Annotated in this window: 19 protein-coding genes; 7 read left to right on the top strand and 12 right to left on the bottom strand. The window is 64.6% G+C overall.

The window, feature by feature from the left end; genetic code table 11:
• Positions 1-45: 45 nt before the first annotated feature.
• Positions 46-936, bottom strand: coding sequence for a LysR family transcriptional regulator (locus L6D64_RS23500; protein WP_176508654.1), 891 nt, complete (start codon positions 934-936; stop codon positions 46-48).
• A 102-nt stretch (positions 937-1038) separates the two neighbouring features.
• Here L6D64_RS23500 and L6D64_RS23495 point away from each other — a divergent pair, with 102 nt between their 5' ends.
• From L6D64_RS23495 to L6D64_RS23470, 6 genes are all read left to right on the top strand, one after another.
• Complete coding sequence (locus tag L6D64_RS23495; RefSeq protein WP_176508653.1) at positions 1039-2118, top strand: polyamine ABC transporter substrate-binding protein; 1080 nt, start codon at positions 1039-1041, stop codon at positions 2116-2118.
• Between the two features lie 25 nt (positions 2119-2143).
• Positions 2144-3106, top strand: a complete 963-nt coding sequence (gene speB, locus L6D64_RS23490; RefSeq protein WP_176508652.1) for an agmatinase — start codon at positions 2144-2146, stop codon at positions 3104-3106.
• Positions 3107-3241: 135 nt separating this feature from the next.
• Complete coding sequence (locus L6D64_RS23485; protein WP_176508651.1) at positions 3242-3559, top strand: hypothetical protein; 318 nt, start codon at positions 3242-3244, stop codon at positions 3557-3559.
• A 32-nt stretch (positions 3560-3591) separates the two neighbouring features.
• The gene (locus L6D64_RS23480; RefSeq protein ID WP_176508650.1) at positions 3592-4740 is read left to right on the top strand and encodes a PQQ-dependent sugar dehydrogenase; all 1149 of its coding nucleotides are present in this window, start codon (positions 3592-3594) and stop codon (positions 4738-4740) included.
• 91 nt (positions 4741-4831) lie between these two features.
• Entirely contained in the window at positions 4832-5941 is a 1110-nt protein-coding gene (zapE, locus tag L6D64_RS23475; RefSeq protein ID WP_176508649.1) for a cell division protein ZapE, read from the top strand.
• Between the two features lie 12 nt (positions 5942-5953).
• The gene (locus L6D64_RS23470; protein ID WP_176508648.1) at positions 5954-6535 is read left to right on the top strand and encodes a DinB family protein; all 582 of its coding nucleotides are present in this window, start codon (positions 5954-5956) and stop codon (positions 6533-6535) included.
• Here L6D64_RS23470 and L6D64_RS23465 read toward each other — a convergent pair.
• From L6D64_RS23465 to trhP, 6 genes are all read right to left on the bottom strand, one after another.
• Positions 6532-7530, bottom strand: a complete 999-nt coding sequence (locus L6D64_RS23465) for an alpha/beta fold hydrolase (protein ID WP_176508647.1) — start codon at positions 7528-7530, stop codon at positions 6532-6534. The two genes, L6D64_RS23470 and L6D64_RS23465, sit on opposite strands and share 4 nt — an antisense overlap.
• Positions 7531-7605: 75 nt before the next feature.
• Entirely contained in the window at positions 7606-8043 is a 438-nt protein-coding gene (locus L6D64_RS23460) for a YqaA family protein (RefSeq protein WP_176508646.1), read from the bottom strand.
• A complete protein-coding gene (locus L6D64_RS23455) occupies positions 8043-8471 on the bottom strand; it encodes a DUF411 domain-containing protein (RefSeq protein WP_176508645.1) in 429 nt (142 codons plus the stop codon). The genes L6D64_RS23460 and L6D64_RS23455 overlap by 1 nt, the downstream gene beginning before the upstream one ends.
• Positions 8472-8485: 14 nt before the next feature.
• Positions 8486-9352 carry a copper resistance protein B gene (locus L6D64_RS23450; protein ID WP_176508644.1) on the bottom strand — a complete coding sequence of 289 codons (867 nt, stop codon included), beginning with the start codon at positions 9350-9352 and terminating at the stop codon, positions 8486-8488.
• Positions 9345-11036, bottom strand: coding sequence for a copper resistance system multicopper oxidase (locus tag L6D64_RS23445; RefSeq protein WP_176508643.1), 1692 nt, complete (start codon positions 11034-11036; stop codon positions 9345-9347). The genes L6D64_RS23450 and L6D64_RS23445 overlap by 8 nt, the downstream gene beginning before the upstream one ends.
• 79 nt (positions 11037-11115) lie before the next feature.
• Entirely contained in the window at positions 11116-12450 is a 1335-nt protein-coding gene (gene trhP, locus L6D64_RS23440) for a prephenate-dependent tRNA uridine(34) hydroxylase TrhP (RefSeq protein WP_176508642.1), read from the bottom strand.
• Positions 12451-12579: 129 nt separating this feature from the next.
• Here trhP and L6D64_RS23435 point away from each other — a divergent pair, with 129 nt between their 5' ends.
• Complete coding sequence (locus L6D64_RS23435) at positions 12580-13644, top strand: AI-2E family transporter (protein WP_176508641.1); 1065 nt, start codon at positions 12580-12582, stop codon at positions 13642-13644.
• Positions 13645-13651: 7 nt separating this feature from the next.
• On the opposite strand, the gene L6D64_RS23430 is transcribed toward L6D64_RS23435, so the two are convergent.
• The 5 genes from L6D64_RS23430 to nuoK form a co-directional block, all read right to left on the bottom strand.
• Positions 13652-15709: a TonB-dependent receptor family protein gene (locus L6D64_RS23430; protein WP_176508640.1), complete on the bottom strand. Its 2058-nt coding sequence runs from the start codon at positions 15707-15709 to the stop codon at positions 13652-13654.
• A gap of 125 nt (positions 15710-15834) precedes the next feature.
• On the bottom strand, positions 15835-17304 hold the full coding sequence (gene nuoN, locus L6D64_RS23425) for an NADH-quinone oxidoreductase subunit NuoN (protein ID WP_176508639.1): 1470 nt from the start codon (positions 17302-17304) through the stop codon (positions 15835-15837).
• A 7-nt stretch (positions 17305-17311) separates the two neighbouring features.
• Positions 17312-18844 (bottom strand): NADH-quinone oxidoreductase subunit M, encoded by a 1533-nt coding sequence (gene nuoM / locus L6D64_RS23420; protein WP_176508638.1) that lies wholly within the window; start codon positions 18842-18844, stop codon positions 17312-17314.
• A gap of 49 nt (positions 18845-18893) precedes the next feature.
• A complete protein-coding gene (gene nuoL, locus L6D64_RS23415; protein ID WP_099815219.1) occupies positions 18894-20747 on the bottom strand; it encodes an NADH-quinone oxidoreductase subunit L in 1854 nt (617 codons plus the stop codon).
• Positions 20744-21052, bottom strand: coding sequence for an NADH-quinone oxidoreductase subunit NuoK (nuoK, locus tag L6D64_RS23410; RefSeq protein WP_008096201.1), 309 nt, complete (start codon positions 21050-21052; stop codon positions 20744-20746). Before nuoK ends, nuoL begins: the two co-directional genes overlap by 4 nt.
• Positions 21053-21055: the final 3 nt, after the last annotated feature.

Below are 21055 nucleotides of genomic sequence, written 5' to 3'. Positions count from 1 at the left end.
TAGCGCCCAAGCTGACGGAGCGGGCGTGCCCGCGAAGAGGCCATGTCAGGAGAACGCGGCCAGCAGATCCTCCACAAATGCCGCCTGCGCCTCGCCAGGTGCCTGTGCCCGATGCCGAGCCAGGGTGAACGGCACCACGAAATCCAGCCCCGTATCCAGCGCCCGCAACATTCCCTGGTCTTCCCAGCTTGCCGCGCAGTGACAGGGCAGGTAGCCAATATGCTGCCCCGACAAAATGAACGTCAGCACGCTCTCGATCTGTTCCGCCACCGCCATGCTGCGTCGGCTCTGGAACGGCTCGCCGCCTTTGAGAAAGCGGTACGGGTGGCGCACCTGGTCCGCCTCCAGCAACTGCTCGTGCGTCACCTCGGCCTTGTCGAACAGCACATGCCCCTTGCTGCAGTACAAGCGCTGGCGCTCTTCGAACAAAGGCTGATAGTCGAACGCCGCCTGGTTGCCGGAAAAATAGCTGATGGCAACGTCGAGCCGTTGTTCCAGCAGCAGTCGCTCAAGCTCCGCCGGTGGTGCGCTGATCAGCTCCAGCTGCACGGCTTCTTCGCGCTGGCGAAAGCGTGAGATGGCCGTGGCCAGGCGCAGGCTCACGGCCGCATCCTGGTTCTCGGCCATGCCCACCCGCACCGTCCCCAGCAAGCGCCCGGCGACGCCGTTGGCCTGCTGACGGAATAACTCGACGTTCAGCAACAGCCCGCGTGCCGCTTCCAGCAGCAACTCGCCCTTGTCGGTCAGCCGAAAACCGCCTTTGCCGCGGCTGCACAGGCGGTAACCCAGGCGCGTTTCCAGCTGCGCCATGCGCTGGCTGATGGTGGGCTGGCTCAGCCCCAGTACGCCCTGGGCGGCACTGAAGCCGCCGGCCTCTACTACAGTGACGAACAGCCGCAGCAGGTGCAGGTCGGGGTCGTGCAGTTGTCCGAGCATCACATTGCTCCTGATGAATGTCAGCTTTGCAAACTTGCCATTCTTGCAATGTTACCCGGGTGGCATGCTGGCGGCATCCACCCACTTGCCGAGGTGCCCGTCATGCGTCGATCGCTGTGCCTGTTGTCCTTGATCCTGGCTCTGCCGCTGCAGGCCGAAGAAAAGGTCGTCAACCTCTACAGCTGGGCCGACTACGTCGCGCCGCAAACCCTTCAGCGCTTCGAAAAGGAAACCGGCTACAAGGTGCGTTACGACACCTTTGACACCACCGAAGTCCTGGAGACCAAGCTGCTCACTGGCGGCAGCGGCTACGACGTGGTGGTGCCGTCAGCCACCGTGCTGGCCCGGGCGCTGAAGGCCAATGCCCTGCAACCGCTCGATGCGCAAGGCATGCCCGGCTACGTCAACCTTGACAAGGACCTGCTGGCCAAGCTGGCCGAGACCGACCCAGGCAACCGCTACGCGGTCCCCTACACCTGGGGCACCTTGGGCCTGGGGGTGAACGTCGAGGCGGTGCGCCAGCGCCTGGGCGATGTACCGCTGGATAGCCTCGACCTGTTGTTCAAGCCGGAGTACGCCAGCCGCCTCAAGGCGTGTGGCATCGCCATGCCGGACTCGCCACAGGAAGTGATCGGTGTAGCCCTCAACTACCTCGGCAAGGACCCTTACAGCCAGGACAAGGCCGACCTCGCGGCGGCGCAGGACCTGCTCAACCAGCTGCAGCCGTCGATCAGCTACGTCGCCAATGGCCGACAGATCAGTGACCTGGCCAACGGCAGCGTGTGCCTGGCGCTGACCTACAACGGCGACGCGGCCATGGCCGCCGACCAGGCGCGCCGCGCCGGCAAGCCGTTCGAGCTGATCTACCGCATTCCCCGTGAAGGCACGCTGGTGTGGCAGGACAACCTGGTCATCCCCAAGGACGCCCCGCACCCGGAAGCTGCCCGGGCATTCATCGCGTTCATGTTGAAACCGGAGTCGGTGGCTGCGCTCACCAATACGCTGTTCTTTGCCAATGCCAACCAGGCCGCGACGGCTCTGGTCGATGACGCCGTGCGCAATGACCCGGATATCTACCCGCCTGCCGACGTGCGTGAGCGCTTGTATGCCGACCGCAGCATGGCGCTGTCCGACCTGCGTCAGCGCAACCGGCTGTGGACGGCCTTCCGTAGCCGCCAGTGACCGATAAACACAAAGGAGCCCAACCGTGGAACAAGCCCAGAACAACGACCAGGCCATGACCCGTGACAGCCTGTACGGTACTGCAGCGGAAAGTACCTACGCCGGTATCACCAGTTTCTCCCGTCGTCGCTACAGCCGCGACCTGCGTGGAGTGGATGTGGTGGTCAGCGGTGTGCCTTTCGACACCGCCACCAGCAACCGCCCCGGGGCGCGTTTCGGGCCGCGCGCAATCCGTGCCGCCTCGGTGCAGCAGGCCTGGGCGCGCCACTGGCCCTGGGCCTTCGACCCGTTCGACCATTTGGCAGTGATCGACTACGGCGACTGCGCTTTCGACAGTGGCGCCCCGCAGTCGGTCCCGGCGAGTATCCAGGCCCACGCCGAGCACATACTTGAAGCCGGTTGCGCCATGCTCACCCTGGGCGGTGACCATTTCATCAGTTACCCGCTGCTCAAGGCCCATGCCCGCCGCCACGGCCCGCTGGCGCTGATCCATTTCGATGCGCACAGCGACACCTGGCCGGACGAAGAGGGCCGCATCGACCATGGCACCATGTTCTGGCATGCCGCCCGCGAGGGCCTGGTCGATCCATCCTGCTCGGTGCAGGTCGGCCTGCGCACCACCAATGACGACAGCCAGGGCTTCGCCATCCTCGATGCCCGGCAGGTTCATCGCCAGGGCACCGAGGCGATCATCGCGGCGATCCGCCAGCGGGTCGGCGACCGGCCGGTGTACCTGACCTTCGACATCGATTGCCTCGACCCGGCCTATGCGCCAGGCACCGGCACCCCGGTATGCGGGGGGTTGAGCACGCTGCAGGCGCTGGAGATCCTCGGCGGCCTGCGCGGTATCAACCTGGTAGGGATGGATCTGGTGGAAGTGGCGCCAGCCTATGACCACGCCGATATCACTGCGCTGGCCGGGGCTACCCTGGCCATGGAGATGCTGTGCCTGTACGCGGCACGGCACAAGGTCGGCGCCGCCCGGTGATCGGCGGGCCTGATGCACCGTGCCATCAGGCCCATACTGAAACATCAGGAATCGCATTCACACTTTTGCGGCGAACCCTTCGCGCCTTAGGCTATCCAAACCCACATGGCGCGCTTTTCGTACAGGAGGTGAAGCATGAAACTCAGGGTGCCAGCCTTGTTCTTCGGCTTGACGCTAAGCCTGTCGGTACCGGCTGCACCTGCGCAGGCATTGCAGCTCGCCGCCAGCAACAACAACCCCTACAACAGCCCGATCCAGCGTGCCAACCCCAACAGTCGCCAGGGCAGCATGCCGGCCACACCGCCCGTTCGCGGCCCGTCCACCCAGCCCATCTACCGTACGCCAAGCCTGGACAACCGCGGTATCGGCAATGGCGACAACCTGCGCCGCCAACAGCAGGCCCCCAATCTGGAGCCGACGCGGCCAGCGCGTGATGGCCAGCGTGTGCCCTGATCCATCGCCTGATCCTCAGAAAGGAATCCTGCATGACCCGAATCAACTGGCTGACCACCCTGACCGCTGCGGCGCTGTTGCCACTGCTGGCCCACGCCGCCCCTGAGCAGCAATTTCCCAGCGAAGAGGGCCAACTTACCGTCAGCACGGTGGCCGATGGCCTGCGTAACCCCTGGGCGCTGGCTTTCCTGCCGGGTGGCAAGGACATGCTGGTCACCGAGCGCCCCGGCAACCTGCGGGTGGTAAGCGCCGAGGGCAAGGTCGGCCCACCCATCAGCGGCGTGCCCAAGGTCTGGGCCGAAGGCCAGGGTGGCCTGCTTGATGTGGTGCTGTCGCCTGAGTTTGCCAAGGACCGCACGGTGTACCTGTCGTATGCCGAGGAGGGCAGTGATGGCAAGGCCGGCACGGCAGTGGGCCGTGGCCAGCTGTCCGAGGACCGCGCGCGGCTGGAAGACTTCACTGTGATCTTCCGCCAGCAGCCCAAACTTTCCGAAGGCAATCACTTTGGCGCGCGGCTGGTATTCGACCGCGACGGTTTCCTGTTCATTGCCCTGGGCGAGAACAACCAGCGCCCGACAGCGCAGGACCTGGACAAGCTGCAGGGCAAGGTGGTGCGGATCCTGCCGGACGGCGAAGTGCCAAAGGACAACCCCTTCGTCGGCAAGCGGGACGTGCGCCCGGAAATCTGGTCGTTTGGCCATCGTAACCAGCAGGGCGCAGCGCTCAACCCGTGGACCGGCAAACTCTGGACCCATGAACACGGCCCGCGTGGCGGCGACGAGATCAACATCCCGGAGCCGGGCAAGAACTATGGCTGGCCGATCGCTACGCACGGTATCAACTATTCGCTCATGCCGATCCCTGAAGCCAAGGGCAAGCATGTCGACGGCATGGTCGACCCGCACCATGTCTGGGAGAAGTCGCCTGGCATCAGCGGCATGGCGTTCTATGACAACCCGACCTTCAAGGCCTGGGATCACAACCTGTTCGTTGGCGCGCTGGCGGCTCAGGAATTGATCCGCCTGCAGCTCGACGGTGACAAGATCGTTCATGAAGAGCGCTTGCTCGGCGACTTGAAGGCGCGCATCCGTGATGTGCGGGTAGGGCCGGACGGCTACCTGTATGTGCTCACCGATGCCAAGGATGGGGCACTGCTGAAGGTCGGCCTGAGCGAAGGCTGAAACCGCTTTTTCCTGAACAGGCCTTTTCGCGGGCTTGCCCGCGTAAGGGTCTGTGCAGACAATGGAGCGCTAACTGTCCAAGCCACCGACTATGCCTCTCGATCCGCAGTCCCTCTATCTTCAGGCGCTCGCCGAGCAAGGCTTCGCCCATGACCCTGCTCAAGCCCAGGCGGTCACGGCCCTGCAAAGCTGTTTCGAAGCCCTGGCAAGTGGCCATGCTGCCAAGGGCCTGTACCTCTGGGGCCCGGTCGGCCGCGGCAAGACCTGGCTCATGGACCTTTTCCACCGCTGCCTCAGCGTCCCGTCCCGGCGCCAGCACTTCCACCACTTCATGGCCTGGGTCCACCAGCGCCTGTTCCAGCTCAACGGCACTGCCGACCCTTTGAAGGCATTGGCGCGGGAGCTGGCCGGGCAGATCCGTGTGTTGTGCTTCGACGAACTGTTCGTCAGCGACATCGGCGATGCGATCATTCTCGGCCGGCTGTTCCAGGTGCTGTTCGACCACGGCGTGGTGGTGGTCGCTACCTCCAACCAGCCACCGCAACAGCTGTACCGCGACGGTTTCAATCGCGAGCGCTTCCTGCCGGCCATCAGCGCCATCGAGCGGCACATGCAGGTGCTGTCGGTGGCCGGCGAGCAGGACCATCGCTTGCATCCCGGCGCACAGTGCCAGCGTTACTGGGTGGCCGAAGCGGGGAACAAAGGCGGCGCGCTTGAAGCCGTTTTCCTCCAGCTCAGCGCGGGTGAGCCCGCTAGCACTGCGCCTTTGCTGATTGGCTCGCGGCAGGTCGAGGTGATCCGGCGCAGCAACCAGGCGGTCTGGTGCCACTTTACCGAACTTTGTGAACGGCCCTTGGCTGCCATGGAGTTCATGGCCTTGTGCGACCAATTTCCGGCGATCCTGGTCGAGGGTATTCCGGCCTTGGGCGGTGAACAGCGGGCCGGGCGCATTGCCCGCGGCACCGAAGATGGCGCCGCGCGTGTCGTGGCAGGCGACCGGGAATTGCCGATGCTGTCACCCAGGGATGACGCCGTGCGCCGTTTCATTGCTTTGGTCGACGAATGCTACGATCGGCGTGTGGCCCTGTACCTGGAGGCGCAGGTGCCGCTCGATGCGCTCTACACTCAAGGGTATCTGGCGTTCCCGTACCAACGCACCCTGAGCCGGTTACGGGAGATGCAACTGCAACGCTTCGTCTGAAGGAGCCGAATCATGCAGCCGCTGTCGCATCATCTGCTGACCCAGGCCTACAACAATGGCTGGGCCAACCACCGCCTGTACAAAGCCTGCCTGCAACTGACCTTTGATGAGTTCGTCGCCCCCCGTTGCAGCTTCTTCCCGTCGATCAAGGCCACCCTCAACCACCTGCTGACGGTGGACTGGTTCTATCTGGACATGCTCGAGTGCGAACAGCGCGGTGAAACGCCGAACCCTGACGGCGAGCGCTTTTTCGAGCCGGAGCAACCGTTTGCCACCTGTACCGACCTGCATGCCGAGCAGGCCCAGGCCGACCACCGGCTGATCGCCTATTGCAGGCAGTTGCAGGACGATCAGCTGGCGCGCTACGTGAGCATCGTGCGGCCTGGGCGGATCCAGCGCGAACAGCGCTTGCGCCTGCTGGCGCATGTGTTCGAGCACCAGATCCATCACCGTGGGCAGGTGCATGCGATGCTCAGTGACACAGCGGTGCGGCCGCCGCAGCTGGATGAGTTTTTCTGTGAAGAGGAGCCCGACCTGCGCGCCCTGGACTTCGCCGAACTCGGCTGGAGCGAAGCGCAGGTCTGGAAGGGCTAGCGCCCGAGCCACTCCACCAGTGTCCGGTTGAAGCGCCGCGGCTCCTCGATCTGCGGCGCATGCCCCATGCCCTCGAAGGTCACCAGCTCGCCGTGTGGAATCAGCTTGGCCACTTGCGGCCCCAGTTCCTTGTACTTGCCCAGCCTGGCCTTTACGTCAGGCGGGGCGATGTCGCTGCCGATCGCCGTGGTGTCCTGGTCACCGATCAGTAGCAGGGTCGGCATCTTCAGGTCCTTGAATTCGTGATACACCGGTTGGGTGAAGATCATGTCGTAGATCAGCGCCGAGTTCCACGCCACCGCCTCATGCCCCGGCCCCTTGTTCAGGCCCACCAGCATCTGCACCCAACGCTCGTAATCAGGCTTCCAGCGCCCCGCGTAGTAGGTCTTGCGTTCATATTCGCGCACGCCTTCGGCATCGAGCTTGAGCTCGCGGGCATACCACTGATCCACCGTGCGGTAGGGCACGCCGAGGGCTTTCCAGTCCTCGAGGCCGATCGGGTTGACCATCGCCAGGCGCTCGACCTGCTGCGGATACGTCAGCGCATAGCGAGTGGCGAGCATGCCGCCGGTGGAGTGGCCGAGCACGATGGCCTGCTTGATGCCCAGTTGTTCGAGCAGGGCATGGGTGTTCACTGCCAGCTGCTGGAAACTGTACTGGTACTGCGCCGGCTTGCTTGAAGTGCAGAAGCCGATCTGGTCTGGCGCGATGACCCGGTAGCCAGCCTGGCTCAAGGCGTCGACGGTGGTCTCCCAGGTGGCCGCGCAGAAGTTCTTGCCATGCATCAGCACCACACTGCGGCCATTGGCCTGGCCCTTGGCTGGCACATCCATGTAGCCCATCTGCAGGGACTGCCCCTGGGATTGGAAGTCGAAATGCTGGAGGGGGTGAGGGTAGGTGAAGCCTTCGAGCTGTTTGCCGTAGGTGGGCGATTCGGCAGCGATGGCCGGGGCGCCGACGAGGCAGGCCAGGGCCAGGGCGGTTGCGCGCAGCATGGGGGCACTCCATGTAGGACCATGTAGGAATTGGCGACTGTAGCAGCCAGTGGACCACCTTAAACGTTAAAGGTGTTACCAGGCATGAAACCAACCCAGGGTAATCATCGTCACGACGATATAGCGCCCGCCCTTGGCCAGGGTCACCAGCAGCAGAAAACGCCAGAACGGTTCACGCATGATGCCGGCAATCAGCGTCAGCGGATCGCCGATCACCGGCATCCAGCTCAGCAGCAACGACCACTGCCCCCAACGCTGGTAGCGCTGTTGCGCGCGTTGCAGCTGGCTGGCGCTGAACGGGAACCAGCGCCGCTCGCGCAGGTGCTCGATGGCCCGGCCGAGCAGCCAGTTGACCAGCGAACCGAGCACGTTGCCCAAGGTGGCTACCAGCAGCAAGGTCATCCAGGCATCGGGCTCGCGCAGCAACAAGCCGACCAGCACCGCCTCCGATTGCAGCGGCAGCAGGGTGGCGGCACCGAAGGCGCTGAGAAACAGCGCCCAAAGGCTTAGCATCAGTAGCGGGCGACCACGGTGTCCTGGCCATCCTGGGTCACGCCGATGACCTGGTAGGCGTCCTTGTGGTCACCCATTTCCATGCCGGGCGAACCCATGGGCATGCCCGGCACGGCCAGGCCCTTGAGGTCGTTGCGCTTGGCCAGCAGGCGCACCTGCGCGGCGGGCACATGGCCTTCGACGAACTTGCCATCGATCACCCCGGTGTGGCACGACGCCAGGCGCGGCGCCACGCCCAGGCGCTGCTTGACAGCGCTCATGTTCGGCTCGACGTGGTCGTTGACGGTGAAGCCATTGTCGCGAAGGTGGCTGATCCAGGCCTTGCAGCAGCCGCAGTTGGGGTCGCGATAGACATCGATGGTTTCGGCGGCCTGCGCCAGGCCGGTGATGGCCAGCAGGCCGAAGGTGAACAGGTGTTTACGCAGCATGGTCGAACAACTCCTTAGAAACGCAGGCGAATGCCTGCCACCAGACGGGTCTGGCCAAGGTCTTCGCCGTCCTCGCGGGCCTGGCTGGCGCGGTTGCCGTGCAGGCGCTCGAAGCTTACCCCGACATAGGGCGCGAAGCCTCGGCTGATTTCGTACCGCAGGCGCAGGCCGACTTCGCTGTCGGCAAGCCCCGCGCCCTGTTCGCGGCCGGCATCGTTGCGGCCGTAGAAGTTGGCTTCCAGGTTCGGCTCGAGGATCCAGCGGTTGGTCAGCAGGATAGCGTAAGCGGCCTCCAGGCGCAGTGCGCTCTGTTGTCGCTCGCCGGCATAGGCGGTGGCTTCCAGCTCCAGGCCATACAGCGGGGTGCCCTGGATGCCGAAGGCGGCCCAGGTCTGGCCGTTGGCCGGCTTGAAGTCCTCGCGCAGGCCGCCGACCAGCTCCCACCAGGGGCTGATCGCGTGGCCCCACAGCGCCTGCCACTCTGCCTTGTGGGTCTTGCCTTGTTGCCGTTCACCCTCGGTGCGTAGCCACAGGCGGTCGATGTCGCCCCCGACCCAGGCCGTGGCGTTCCACTTGAGGGCGTTGCTGCTTTCGAAGTTCTGGTATTCCAGCTGATCGACGATCACCGCCCAATTGACGGCGCGGTCATGCACCTGATGGCCGGGCAGGGGCGGGAAGGCGGCCTGGCGGTCGGCGTCGGTCAGCACGGGGAGCGGTGTGCGGGGTTGGCTTGGGGCTGTGCCGTGGTTCATTTGGCTATGGTCCATCGGCATGGCGCCATGGTCCATGTGCCCCATGCTGGTGGCCGTGGCCCGTTCGCTGGCCAGCAACGCGGCCAGGGCGACGCCCGTGATCAGGCGCCGGTTGCTGATCTCATTCATCGACCCGTACCTCGCGGAACATGCCGGTCTCCATGTGGTAGAGCAGGTGGCAGTGGTAGGCCCAGCGACCCAGGGCGTCGGCGGTGACCCGGTAGCTGCGGCGACTGCCAGGCGGCATGTCGACGGTGTGCTTGCGCACCAGGAAGCGCCCGTGTTCGTCCTCCAGATCGCTCCACATGCCGTGCAGGTGGATGGGGTGGGTCATCATCGTGTCGTTGACCAGGGTGATGCGCACCCGCTCGCCGTAGGCCAGGCGCAACGGTGCGGCATCGCTGAACTTGACGCCGTCGAACGACCAGGCGAAGCGCTCCATGTGCCCGGTCAGGTGCAGCTCGATATCCCGTGAAGGTTCGCGGCCATCCGGGTCCGGGTAGGGGCTGCGCAGGTCGGCATAGGTCAGCACCCGGCGGCCGTTGCCCCGCAGACCGATGCCGGGGTCGGCCAGGTTGGCGCGAGGGGCCATGGTCTGCATATCCACCAGCGGGTTACCGGACTCGCTGGCGGGGTGGCCTTGCATGCTGCTCATGCTGGCGTGGTCCATGCCGGCCATGTTGCCGTGATCCATCGCAGCCATGTTGCCGTGGCCCATGTCGGCCATGCTCAGCACGGGGCGCGGGTCAGGCTCAGGCACCGCTGCCTGCAGACCGTTGGCACGGGCCAGGGTGCCGCGGGCGTAGCCGCTGCGGTCCATGCTTTGGGCGAACAGGGTGTAGGCAGGCAGGTCGCCGACGGTCACCAGCACGTCGTAGGTTTCGGCCACCGCGATACGCAGCTCGTCCACGGTCACCGGTGTCACCGGCAGGCCGTCGGCGGCGATCACGGTCAGCGTAAGGCCCGGAATGCGAAAGTCGAAGTAGGTCATGGCCGAGGCATTGATCAGGCGCAGGCGCACGGTTTCGCCGGGCTGGAACAGGCAGGTGAAGTTGCCGCCCGGGGGTTGGCCGTTGAGCAGGTAGGTGTAGCTGGCGGCGCTGATGTCGGCCAGATCGGTCGGGCTCATGCGCATGCGCGCCCAGGCCAGGCGTTCGTCGACGGTAGCGCCCCAACCGTTGTCGGCAACGTCGGTGACAAAGTCGCCGAGTGTGCGCTTGTGGTAGTTGAAGGCGTCGGACTGTTTCTTCAGGGTCGCCAGCAACGCTTCGGGTGCCTGGTCGGACCAGTCGCTGAACAGCAGCACATGGTCGCGCTGGTAGGCATGCGGCTCGGGCGCGCGTGGCTCGATGACGATCGCGCCATACACCCCGGCCTGCTCCTGCAGGCCGGAATGGCTGTGGTACCAGTAGGTACCGCTCTGGCGCAGGGTGAACTGGTACAGGTACTCGCCACCCGGGGCGATGCCGGCGAAGCTCAAGCCCGGTACGCCGTCCATGTTGGCCGGCAGGAGGATGCCGTGCCAGTGGATCGAGGTGTCCTGTTCGAGGCGGTTGCGTACGCGCAGGGTCACCGTGTCGCCTTCGCGCCAGCGCAGCAGCGGGCCGGGCAGGCTGCCATTGATGGTCAGCGCGGTGCGTGGCCGGCCGGTGATGTTGACCGGCGTCTGGCCAATCAACAACTCGAAGTGCTGGCCGGCCAGCTCGCGGCCATCGCTGGCCTGGGCCAGCGGCCGCCACAGGCCCAGGCCGGCCAGTGTGGCGGCGGCGCCCAGGCCTTTGACGAAGGTGCGGCGTGTGGGGTTGCGCAACATGGCGTGGCCTCATGCGTGGGGAGCCACGATCCTCGCCGGTTGCGCCTGTCAGCTGGCTGAGGCGCAGATTACAGCCTTGTCAGGCAGCTTGTTCGGCATCGCCCAGGTCGCGCATCAGCAGGCCGTACTCCAGCGCAACCTGCTCGGGAATCGGCAGGTACACCACATGGCCGTCGCCGGGCGCGACATCGATCGCGTGCTGTTGGCGGTCGAACAGGCGGTGCAGGTCGAAGTGGTAGTTGCCACGCGGGGTCATCAACTCCAGGTGGTCACCCAGGGCGAAGCGGTTCTTGACCTTGACCTCGGCCAGGCCATCGACGCGCAATCCCGTCAGCTCGCCGACGAACTGCTGGCGCTCCGACAGCGAGTTGCCACGCAGGTAGTTCTGGTATTCGTCGTGCACATGGCGGCGCAGGAAGCCTTCGGTATAGCCGCGCTGGGCCAGCGATTCGAGGTTGTCCATCAAGCCCATGTCGAACGGCCTTCCGGCTGCGGCGTCGTCGATGGCCTTGCGGTAGGACTGCACGGCCCGGGCGCAGTAGAAGTGACTCTTGGTCCGCCCTTCGATCTTCAGCGAGTGCACACCCATGGCCGCCAGGCGCTCGACGTGCTGGATGGCGCGCAGGTCCTTGGCATTCATGATGTAGGTGCCATGCTCGTCCTCGAAGGCGGGCATCTCGCTGCCTGGGCGATTGCTCTCCTGCAACAGGAACACCTGCTGGGTGGGCGCGCCCAGGCCCAGGGTCGGCTCGACCTCACGGACGATGTCGCCGGTGGCGTTTTCCGTTGCTGGGGTGGCCTGGTATTTCCAGCGGCAGGCATTGGTGCAAGTGCCCTGGTTGGCATCGCGCCTGTTCAGGTAACCCGACAGCAGGCAACGGCCGGAGTAAGCCATGCACAACGCGCCGTGAACGAACACTTCCAGCTCCATGGCCGGTACCTGCTGGCGGATTTCCTCGATCTCGTCCAGCGACAGTTCACGCGACAGGATCACCCGGCTCAGGCCCATCTGTTGCCAGAACTGCACGCTGGCCCAGTTGACCGTATTGGCCTGCACCGACAGATGCACCGGCATCTGCGGAAATTGCTGGCGCACCAGCATGATCAGCCCGGGGTCGGACATGATCAGCGCATCGGGCGCCATCTCGATCACCGGTGCCAGGTCCTTGAGGAAGGTCTTCAACTTGGCATTGTGCGGCGCGATGTTGACCACCACGTAGAAGCGCTTGCCCAGGGCATGTGCCTCGTTGATGCCCAGCGCCAGGTTGGCGTGGTCGAATTCGTTGTTGCGCACCCTCAGGCTGTAACGCGGCTGGCCGGCGTAGACCGCGTCGGCACCGTAGGCGAAGGCATAGCGCAGGGTCTTGAGGCTGCCGGCGGGGGCAAGCAGTTCGGGCTTGGCAGGTAGGGTCATGGTCGCACCGGGGCAAAGGCGCGGATGCTAGCGGCTGGCCGGGGCCGTGGTATTGATTTGAATCAACGGCAGGATGGCACTTTTGCCCAGGTGGCGTGCACTAATGACCATGACCCCTGAGGAGTTGCCATGAACCAAGACGCCCTGCAGAACAAAGCCATGGCCGTACTCCTGACCCTGGTGACCATCGCCTTCGTGTGGATCCTGCTGCCGTATTACGGCGCCATCTTCTGGGCAGTGATTCTCGGCATCCTGTTCGCGCCGTTGCAGCGTCACCTGCTGATCCGCTTCGGCCGCCGCCGCAACCTGGCGGCGGCCTGTACCGTGCTGGTGTGCCTGCTGGTGGCCGTGCTGCCAGTGATCATCACCAGCGCCTTGCTGGTGCAGGAAGGCGCCACGCTGTACCAGCGAATCGAGAGTGGCCAGCTGGACATCGCCGGCTACGTCGAGCGCGGTAAGGACATGCTCCCGGCCTTTGCCCAACACGGTCTTGACCGCATGGGCATGGGCAACCTGGACGGGCTGCGCGACAAGATCACCAAATGGGCCACCCAGGGCAGCCAGGTGCTGGCCAGCCAGGCATTCAACTTTGGCCAGGGCACCTTCGAGTTTGTGGTGAGCTTCGGCATCATGATGTACCTGTTGTTCTTCTTCCTGCGCGAGGGGGCCGATGTGGCGCGCCGGGTGCGCCTGGCCGTGCCGTTGCCGGAACACCAGAAGCGCCGCCTGCAGTTGAAGTTCAACCGGGTGGTAAGGGCCACGGTCAAGGGCAATGTGCTGGTAGCCATCACCCAGGGTGCGCTGGGTGGTTTGATCTTCTGGGTGCTGGATATCCCCAGTGCGTTGGTCTGGGCGGTACTGATGGCGTTCCTGTCGCTATTGCCGGCGGTCGGCGCGGGGATTGTCTGGGCGCCGGTGGCAGCCTACTTCCTGTTGACCGGGGCGATTCTGCCAGGGGTGATCCTGACCGCGTTCGGCGTGCTGGTGATCGGCCTGGTGGACAACCTGCTGCGGCCGATCCTGGTGGGCAAGGACACGCGGATGCCCGATTACCTGATCCTGGTGTCCACCCTGGGCGGGCTGGCGGTATTCGGGCTCAACGGCTTCGTGATCGGGCCGTTGATTGCGGCGTTGTTCGTTTCCAGCTGGGCGATCTTCGCGGCGGCCAAGCCGCAGGTGCAGTTACCGTCCTGAGACGGTATCAGCGGAAGCTGTACGAAACCCCGGCATACACGCCGAAGCCTTCGCCCGGTGTCGAGCGGGCAACGTCCTTGTCGGCATCGTTGTACCCTGGCGTAACGGTCGCCGCGTAGCGCTGGTTGGTCAGGTTGCGCAGGTCGAGCCAGGTCTGCCAGTCCTGCTTCGGCGAATCCCAGCCCAGCCGCGCGCCGAGCACGGCGTAGGCGTCGGCGTGGTAGCTGTTGGCGTAGTCGACCTGCACCTTCGACGCCATCTGCGTGTTGACCCCGGCGTAGAACCCGCTCGGCCAGTCGTAGCGCAGTTCGGCCTGGTAGTAGTGCATGGGGATGCCGGGCAGGCGGTTGTCGCCGAATTTGTCGTCGTCACGGTAGTGGAAGTCGCTGAAGGTGTAAGCCTGGCGCAGGCTCAGCTTGCCAGTGCCGGGTTGCTCCCAGAGGAGGCTGTCCAGGCCGGCTTCGACGCCTTGGTGGACGGTGGGGCTGGCGTTGTATTCGCCTGTGATGCCTGGGGCCAGCTCCACTGCCAGCAGTTCGTGACGCACCTGGGCGTAGTACCAGGCCAGGTCCCAGCGGCCAAGCAGTGATTCACCGCGGGCACCGAGTTCCAGCGTGGTGGCTGTCTGGTTCTGCATCTCGATGGGCTGTATCTGCTTGCCGTTGATGGTCGGTGCGCTCCAGATCAGCGACCATGGGTGAGGCGGTTCGACCGAGCGGCTGAGATTGCCGTAAACCTGCAGGTCCGGGCGAATGTCGTAACGCAGGCCCACACGCGGGGCGTAATCCCAGGCGTGCTGGCTGACTTTGCCGCCATCGGCGGGGTAAGTCACATCGCTTTCACGGCGGGTATAGATCATCGCAAGGCCCGTGGTCAGCCACAGGTTGGGGACCAGTTCCAGATCATTGCCAAGGTGCAGCACGGTGTCCGAACCCTGGTAGGTGAAGTCACGCTTGCGCGCGCCGACCACGTCGTTGATCCGCGAGAACTGCGAGGCGCCACTGTTGGGCAGGTGCTTGGTGGTGCGCCAGCCAAGGGTGGTCTTGCTTTCATGGCCGAGCAGGGTGTCACGCCGGGAGTAGTTCAGCGTGCCGCTGACATCGGTGTAGGCCACCTTCAGGCGCATGTCACCCTCGCGCAGGTCCATCGGGTAGTCGTGATAGACCAGTCCGGCCTCCAGGCGCGAATCATCGTCGAGGAAGAACGTGGTTTTGTTACCCACCCAGGTGCTGCCGGGTTGCGGGCGACTGTCGTTGCGTGACAGGTAGCGCGGGTTGGCGGCGCGAGGGTCATGCTTGATCTGGTCCTTGGTCAGGCGCCCGGCCAGTTCGTTTTCGGTTTCCCGATAACGCAGGTAGAAGCGCGTTTCCAGGTTCGGGTTGAAACGGTAGCCGACGTTGGCGGCAATGCCTTTCGAGCTGCCGCTACTGTGGTCCTGATAGCCGTCGTACTCCGAGTCGGTCAGGGCCACGTAATAATCGAGGTTGCCCAGTACTTGCCCGGAACTGATCTGACGGTGCCGGTAGCCGCGGCTGCCGGCTTCGTAGCGCACCTGCAGTGGCGCGGCGTCGTAGCCGGTATGGGTCACGTAGTTGATGGCCCCGCCCAGGGCCAGCGAGCCTTGATCGAAACCGTTGGCCCCGCGCAGTACTTCGGCACGGCTCAGCCACAGGGGTTCGAACAGCTCGTAGGGCGTTCCGCCCGGGCCTGTCAGCGGCAAGCCGTCGAACAGGGTGTAGACCCCGGAGCCATGGGCACCAGGCGCACGGTTGATGCCCGAGCCGCGGATCGACAACTTGATGCCGTCATTACCCGCGGACTGGGCGAACACGCCAGGTTGATAGGCCAGCACGTCCTGATTGCTGGCCACCCGTCCTTGCCCCACCTTGTCCATGTCGACCAGGTTGCTGGCGCCCGGGATCTCACGCAGACGCTCGGCGGCAGTCTCCAGTTCGGTCTGTTGCTGATCTTCGATCAGTACCTGGTCGAGTTCGATACTGCCAGCGGCCTGGGCGGCGCTGGTGACCAGCAGGGCCAGCAGCGAAAGGGGGAGGGTGGGGCGCATTTCAGAGGTTCCAGATCGATAAGCGGGATTCTGACGCTGCAAGTGTCAGACGAAGCACAGCTTTCGTTGTGGAACCGGAAAAAGAAAAACCCCGCCGAGGCGGGGTTTTGCGTATTGCCGAGTGATCAGCCCAGTAGTTGCAGGCCGGCGTGCTGGACCATGTCCAGCAGAGGCTGCGGGTATACACCGAGGACGAAGGCGAGGATGGCGATGGCCAGCAGCATCACGCCACCGGTGCGCTGTTCCCACTTCAGCGGGGCGTCGTGGCGACGCAGGTTCGGCTCGACCAGGTACAGGGTGACCATGACGCGCAGATAGTAGTAGACACCGATGGCGCTACCGATCACCAGCGCACCGACCAGCCACCACAGCTGCGATTCGACGCCGGTGGCGATGATGTAGAACTTGCCGATGAAGCCAGCGGTCAGCGGGATGCCCGCCAGCGACAGCATCATCACGGTCAGCACTGCGGTCAGGTACGGGCGGCGCCAGAACAGGCCGCGGTACTCGTACAGGGCGTCGGCGTCACGGCCGGCGTAAGGCGACGACATCAAGGTGATGACACCGAACGCACCGAGGCTGGTGATCACGTAGGTGACCAGGTACACGCCCATGGCTTCCAGGGCCAGGCCTTTGCTGGCGACCAGGGCGATGACCAGGTAGCCGAAGTGGGCGATGGACGAGTAACCGAGCAGGCGCTTGAGGTTGCTCTGGGTCAGTGCCAGCAGGTTACCGATCAGGATCGATGCTACCGCGATCACTGCCAGGACGGTGCTCAGCACGCCGCTGCTGGCAGCGGGGGAGAGCATGAACAGGCGCACGACCACGGCGAATACCGCAACCTTGCTGGCGGTGGCCAGGAACGCGGCGACCGGCGCCGGTGCGCCTTCGTACACGTCCGGGGTCCACAGGTGGAACGGTACCAGCGACAGCTTGAAGGCCAGGCCGACCAGCATCATGCCCAGGCCCAGCTGGGCCAGCAGGCTAGGCATGCTGGTCGCGGCCAGGGCCTTGCCCAGCTGGTCGAAGGTCAGGCTGCCAGCGTCGGCGTACAGCAGGGCCATGCCGAACAGCAGGAAGGCGGAGCCTGCGGCCGACAGCACCATGTACTTGATGCCGGCTTCCAGCGAGCGCTTGTTGAAGAAGGCGTATGCCACCAGGCCATAGACCGGTACCGACAGCAGCTCCAGGCCGATGAACAGGCCGGCCAGGTGGTTGGCGCTGACCAGCACCAGGCCACCGAGGGCAGACATCAGCAGCAGCAGGTACAGCTCTTCACGGTTGCCCGGGAAACCCTTGGACCCTTCGCCGAGGTAGGCGTGGGCGAGGGTGACGCAAGCCAGCGTGGCCACCAGGATGATCGCCATGTACAGGCAGGCGAACTTGTCGATGGTGACCAGGGAGGTCACCGCCAAGGGCGCGACTTTCAGTGCTGGCAGGATCGACAGCAGGGCGAGGTTCAGGCCCACGGTGGATAGCAGGAAGGTCTGCGAGTGGTTGCGCTTCCAGGCGATCGCCAGCATCACCACCACGGTGGTGACGGTGGTGATCAGCATCGGCGCCAATGCGATGAAGTGTTGAGTGGTGAATTCCATAGCGCTCTTACCGGGCCGAAGCGAGTTGAGTGAAAGCGGAACCGAGCCACTGCTGCACGCCGGTCATGGTGGCGGCAGAGGTGTCGAGGAACGGCTGCGGATACACGCCCAGCAGGATCAGCAGTACCGCCAGGCCCAGCACCATGACCAGCTCGCGACCGTCCATGCCGGCCAGCACGGTGTCGGCCTTGGCCGGGCCGAAGTAGGCGCGGTGGATCATGATCAGCGAGTACACCGAACCGAATACCAGGCCGGTGGTGGCGATCACGGTGATCCACGGTACATGCACGAAGCTGCCGATCAGGATCAGGAACTCGCCGACGAAGTTGCCGGTGCCTGGCAGGCCCAGCGACGCGGCGGCGAAGAACAGGCTGATGGCTGGCAGGTAGGCAATGTGGTGCCACAGGCCGCCCATCTGACGCATGTCACGGGTGTGCAGGCGCTCGTACAGCTGGCCCGACAGGATGAACAGCGCGGCAGCCGACAGGCCGTGGGCCAGCATCTGGATCACCGCGCCTTGCAGGGCCTGCTGGCTGCCGGAGTAGATACCGATCAGCACGAAGCCCATGTGCGAAACGCTGGAGAAGGCGATCAGGCGCTTGATGTCGGTCTGCGCGAAGGCCAGGAAGGCGCCGTAGAAGATACCGATCAGGCCCAGGGTCATGGCGATGGGGGCAAACTCGGCCGAGGCGTTCGGGAACAGCGGCAGGGCGAAGCGCAGCAGGCCATAGGCCGCGGTCTTCAGCAGGATACCGGCCAGGTCCACGGAACCTGCGGTCGGCGCCTGGGCGTGAGCGTCAGGCAGCCAGGAGTGGAACGGCACCACCGGTAGCTTCACCGCGAAGGCGATGAAGAAGCCCAGCATCAGCAGGTACTCGGTACCGGCCGGTAGCTCGGCCTTGAGCAGGTCGCTGTAATTGAAGGTGATCACACCAGTGTTGCTGTAGTTGACCAGCACCAGGCCCAGGATCGCCACCAACATGATCAGGCCGCTGGCCTGGGTGAAGATGAAGAACTTGGTCGCCGCGTAGATCCGGGTCTTCTTGCCATCTGCCGAGCTGTGACCCCAGAGCGCGATGAGGAAGTACATCGGCACCAGCATCATTTCCCAGAAGAAGAAGAACAGGAATAGGTCCAGGGCCAGGAACACACCGACCACGCCGCCGAGGATCCACATCAGGTTGAGGTGGAAGAAGCCGACGTGGCGCTGGATCTCTTTCCAGGAGCACAGTACCGACAGCACACCGAGCAGGCCGGTGAGCAGGATCATCAGCAGCGACAGGCCATCGAGGGCCAGGTGGATGCTGATGCCGAAGCGCTGGATCCACTGGACTTTGTATTCCAGGGCCCAGGCAGGCTCGCCACCCGGAGCGGGCGCCAGGGTGTAGTCGCCGTTGGCCCACAGGTACAGGCCGATGCCGAGCAGCAGGGACATGGTCAGCAGCGCGATCCAGCGCGGCAGGGTGGCGCCGAAGCGCTCACCCAGCCAGCACAGGAGGCCGCCGATGAAGGGGATCAGGATCAGCCAAGGCAAAATCATGACGGGTTGGTTTCCTTTCGCAGAGTCGCAAGGTTCGCAAAGTTCATGGTCATACCGCTGCCACTACCACAGCGCCGAGTACCAGCACTGCGCCAACGGCGATCGAAGCGGTGTACCAGCGCAGCTGGCCGGTCTCGGTCTTGCTCATGGCGACGTTGCCGCCGCGAGCCAGGCGCGGGATCAGGCCGATGCTGCGGTCAACCGGATCCTTGCGCAGGACGTGGCTGATCAGCAGGTAAGGTTTGACGAACAGCTTGTCGTAGATCCAGTCGAAGCCCCAGGCAGCGAACCACCAGGCCGACAGCACACGGCCGATGCCGCTGTTGGCGACCGCGCTGACGAAGCTGCGCTTGCCCAGGAACAGCAGGGCCGACAGCAGGATGCCGGCGATGGCGATGGCACCCGAGGTGATCTCCAGCGCGTGCTTGGCTTCGCCACCGGCATGGCCGGCGCTTTCCGGCAGTACACCGGCCAGCGGCGGGGTGATCCAGGCGCCGACGAAGGTCGACAGCACGATCAGCACGCCCAGCGGCAGCCAGTGGCTGATGCCGTGGCCAGCGTGGGCTTCGGTCTTGGCTTCACCGTGGAAGGCGATGAAGATCAGGCGGAAGGTGTACAGCGAGGTCATGAACGCACCGACCAGGCCGGCGTACAGCAGGCCGGTGTTGCCGCTGGCGAAGGCTTCCCAGAGGATCTCGTCCTTGGAGTAGAAGCCCACGGTCACGATCGGCAAGGCTGCCAGGGCAGCACCACCGACCACGAAGCTGGCGTAGGCCAGTGGCAGTTTCTTCCACAGGCCGCCCATCTTGAAGATGTTCTGCTCGTGGTGGCAGGCAACGATCACCGCACCGGAGGCCAGGAACAGCAGGGCCTTGAAGAAGGCGTGGGTCATCAGGTGGAAGATCGCCGCGTCCCAGGCACCTACGCCCAGGGCCAGGAACATGTAGCCGATCTGGCTCATGGTCGAGTAGGCGAGGATACGCTTGATGTCGGTTTGCACCAGCGCGGCGAAGCCGGCCAGTACCAGGGTCACGCCACCGACCACGCCTACCAGGTGCAGGATGTCCGGCGCCAGCAGGAACAGGCCGTTGGTACGGGCGATCAGGTACACGCCCGCAGTCACCATGGTCGCCGCGTGGATCAGTGCCGAAACCGGAGTCGGGCCCGCCATCGCGTCGGCCAGCCAGGTCTGCAGCGGCAGCTGGGCCGATTTACCGACCGCGCCACCCAGCAGCATCAGGGTCGCCAGGACCATCCAGGTGTCGCCAGCCTGGAACTTCTGCGGTGCCAGCACCAGCAGTTCCTGCACATTCAGGGTACCCAGCTGGGCGAACAGGATGAACAGGCCGATGGCCATGAACACGTCGCCGATACGGGTGACGATGAACGCCTTGAGTGCCGCGTTACCGTTGTTGCGGTTGCTGTAGTAGAAACCGATCAACAGGTACGAGCACAGGCCCACGCCTTCCCAGCCGAAGTAGATGAACAGCAGGTTATCGCCGAGGATCAGGAACAGCATGCTGGCGATGAACAGGTTGGTGTACGAGAAGAAGCGCGAGTAACCGGCTTCGCCACGCATGTACCAGGAGGCGAACAAGTGGATCAGGAAGCCGACACCGGTGACCACGCCGAGCATGGTGACCGACAGGCCGTCCAGGTACAGGGTGAAGTTCGGCGCGAAGCCGTCCACCGACATCCACTGCCACAGCAGCTGGCTGTAGGCGCCACCCTCAGGCGGGGCGACGTTGAACTGCCAGATGACGTAGGCGGCGGTGGCGGCCGACAGGCCCACCGAGCCGACGCCGATCAGGGCGGACAGGTTCTCCGAGAACCGCCCGCGCGAGAACGACAGCAGCAGGAAGCCGACGAGGGGGAAGACGAAAGTCAGGAAGAGAAGGTTCATCCGCGCATCTCACTGGCAGCATCGATGTCGAGAGTGTGGAAGCGGCGATACAGCTGCAGCAGGATCGCCAGGCCAATGCTGGCCTCGGCGGCTGCCAGGCTGATCACCAGAATGAACATCACCTGGCCGTCGGGCTGGACCCAACGGGCACCGGCGACGATGAACGCCAGGGCAGAGGCGTTCATCATGACTTCCAGGCTCATGAGCACGAAGAGGATGTTGCGGCGGACCATCAGGCCAACCAGACCTAAGCAGAACAGGATGCCGGCGACTGCCAGACCATGCTCGAGAGGGATAGCACCCATGAT

It is taken from the genome of Pseudomonas urethralis (genome assembly GCF_021602465.1).
Classification (GTDB): domain Bacteria; phylum Pseudomonadota; class Gammaproteobacteria; order Pseudomonadales; family Pseudomonadaceae; genus Aquipseudomonas; species Aquipseudomonas vlassakiae.
The sequence above is the reverse complement of the archived record's forward strand: the minus strand, read 5'-3'. Positions and strand labels throughout refer to the sequence as shown.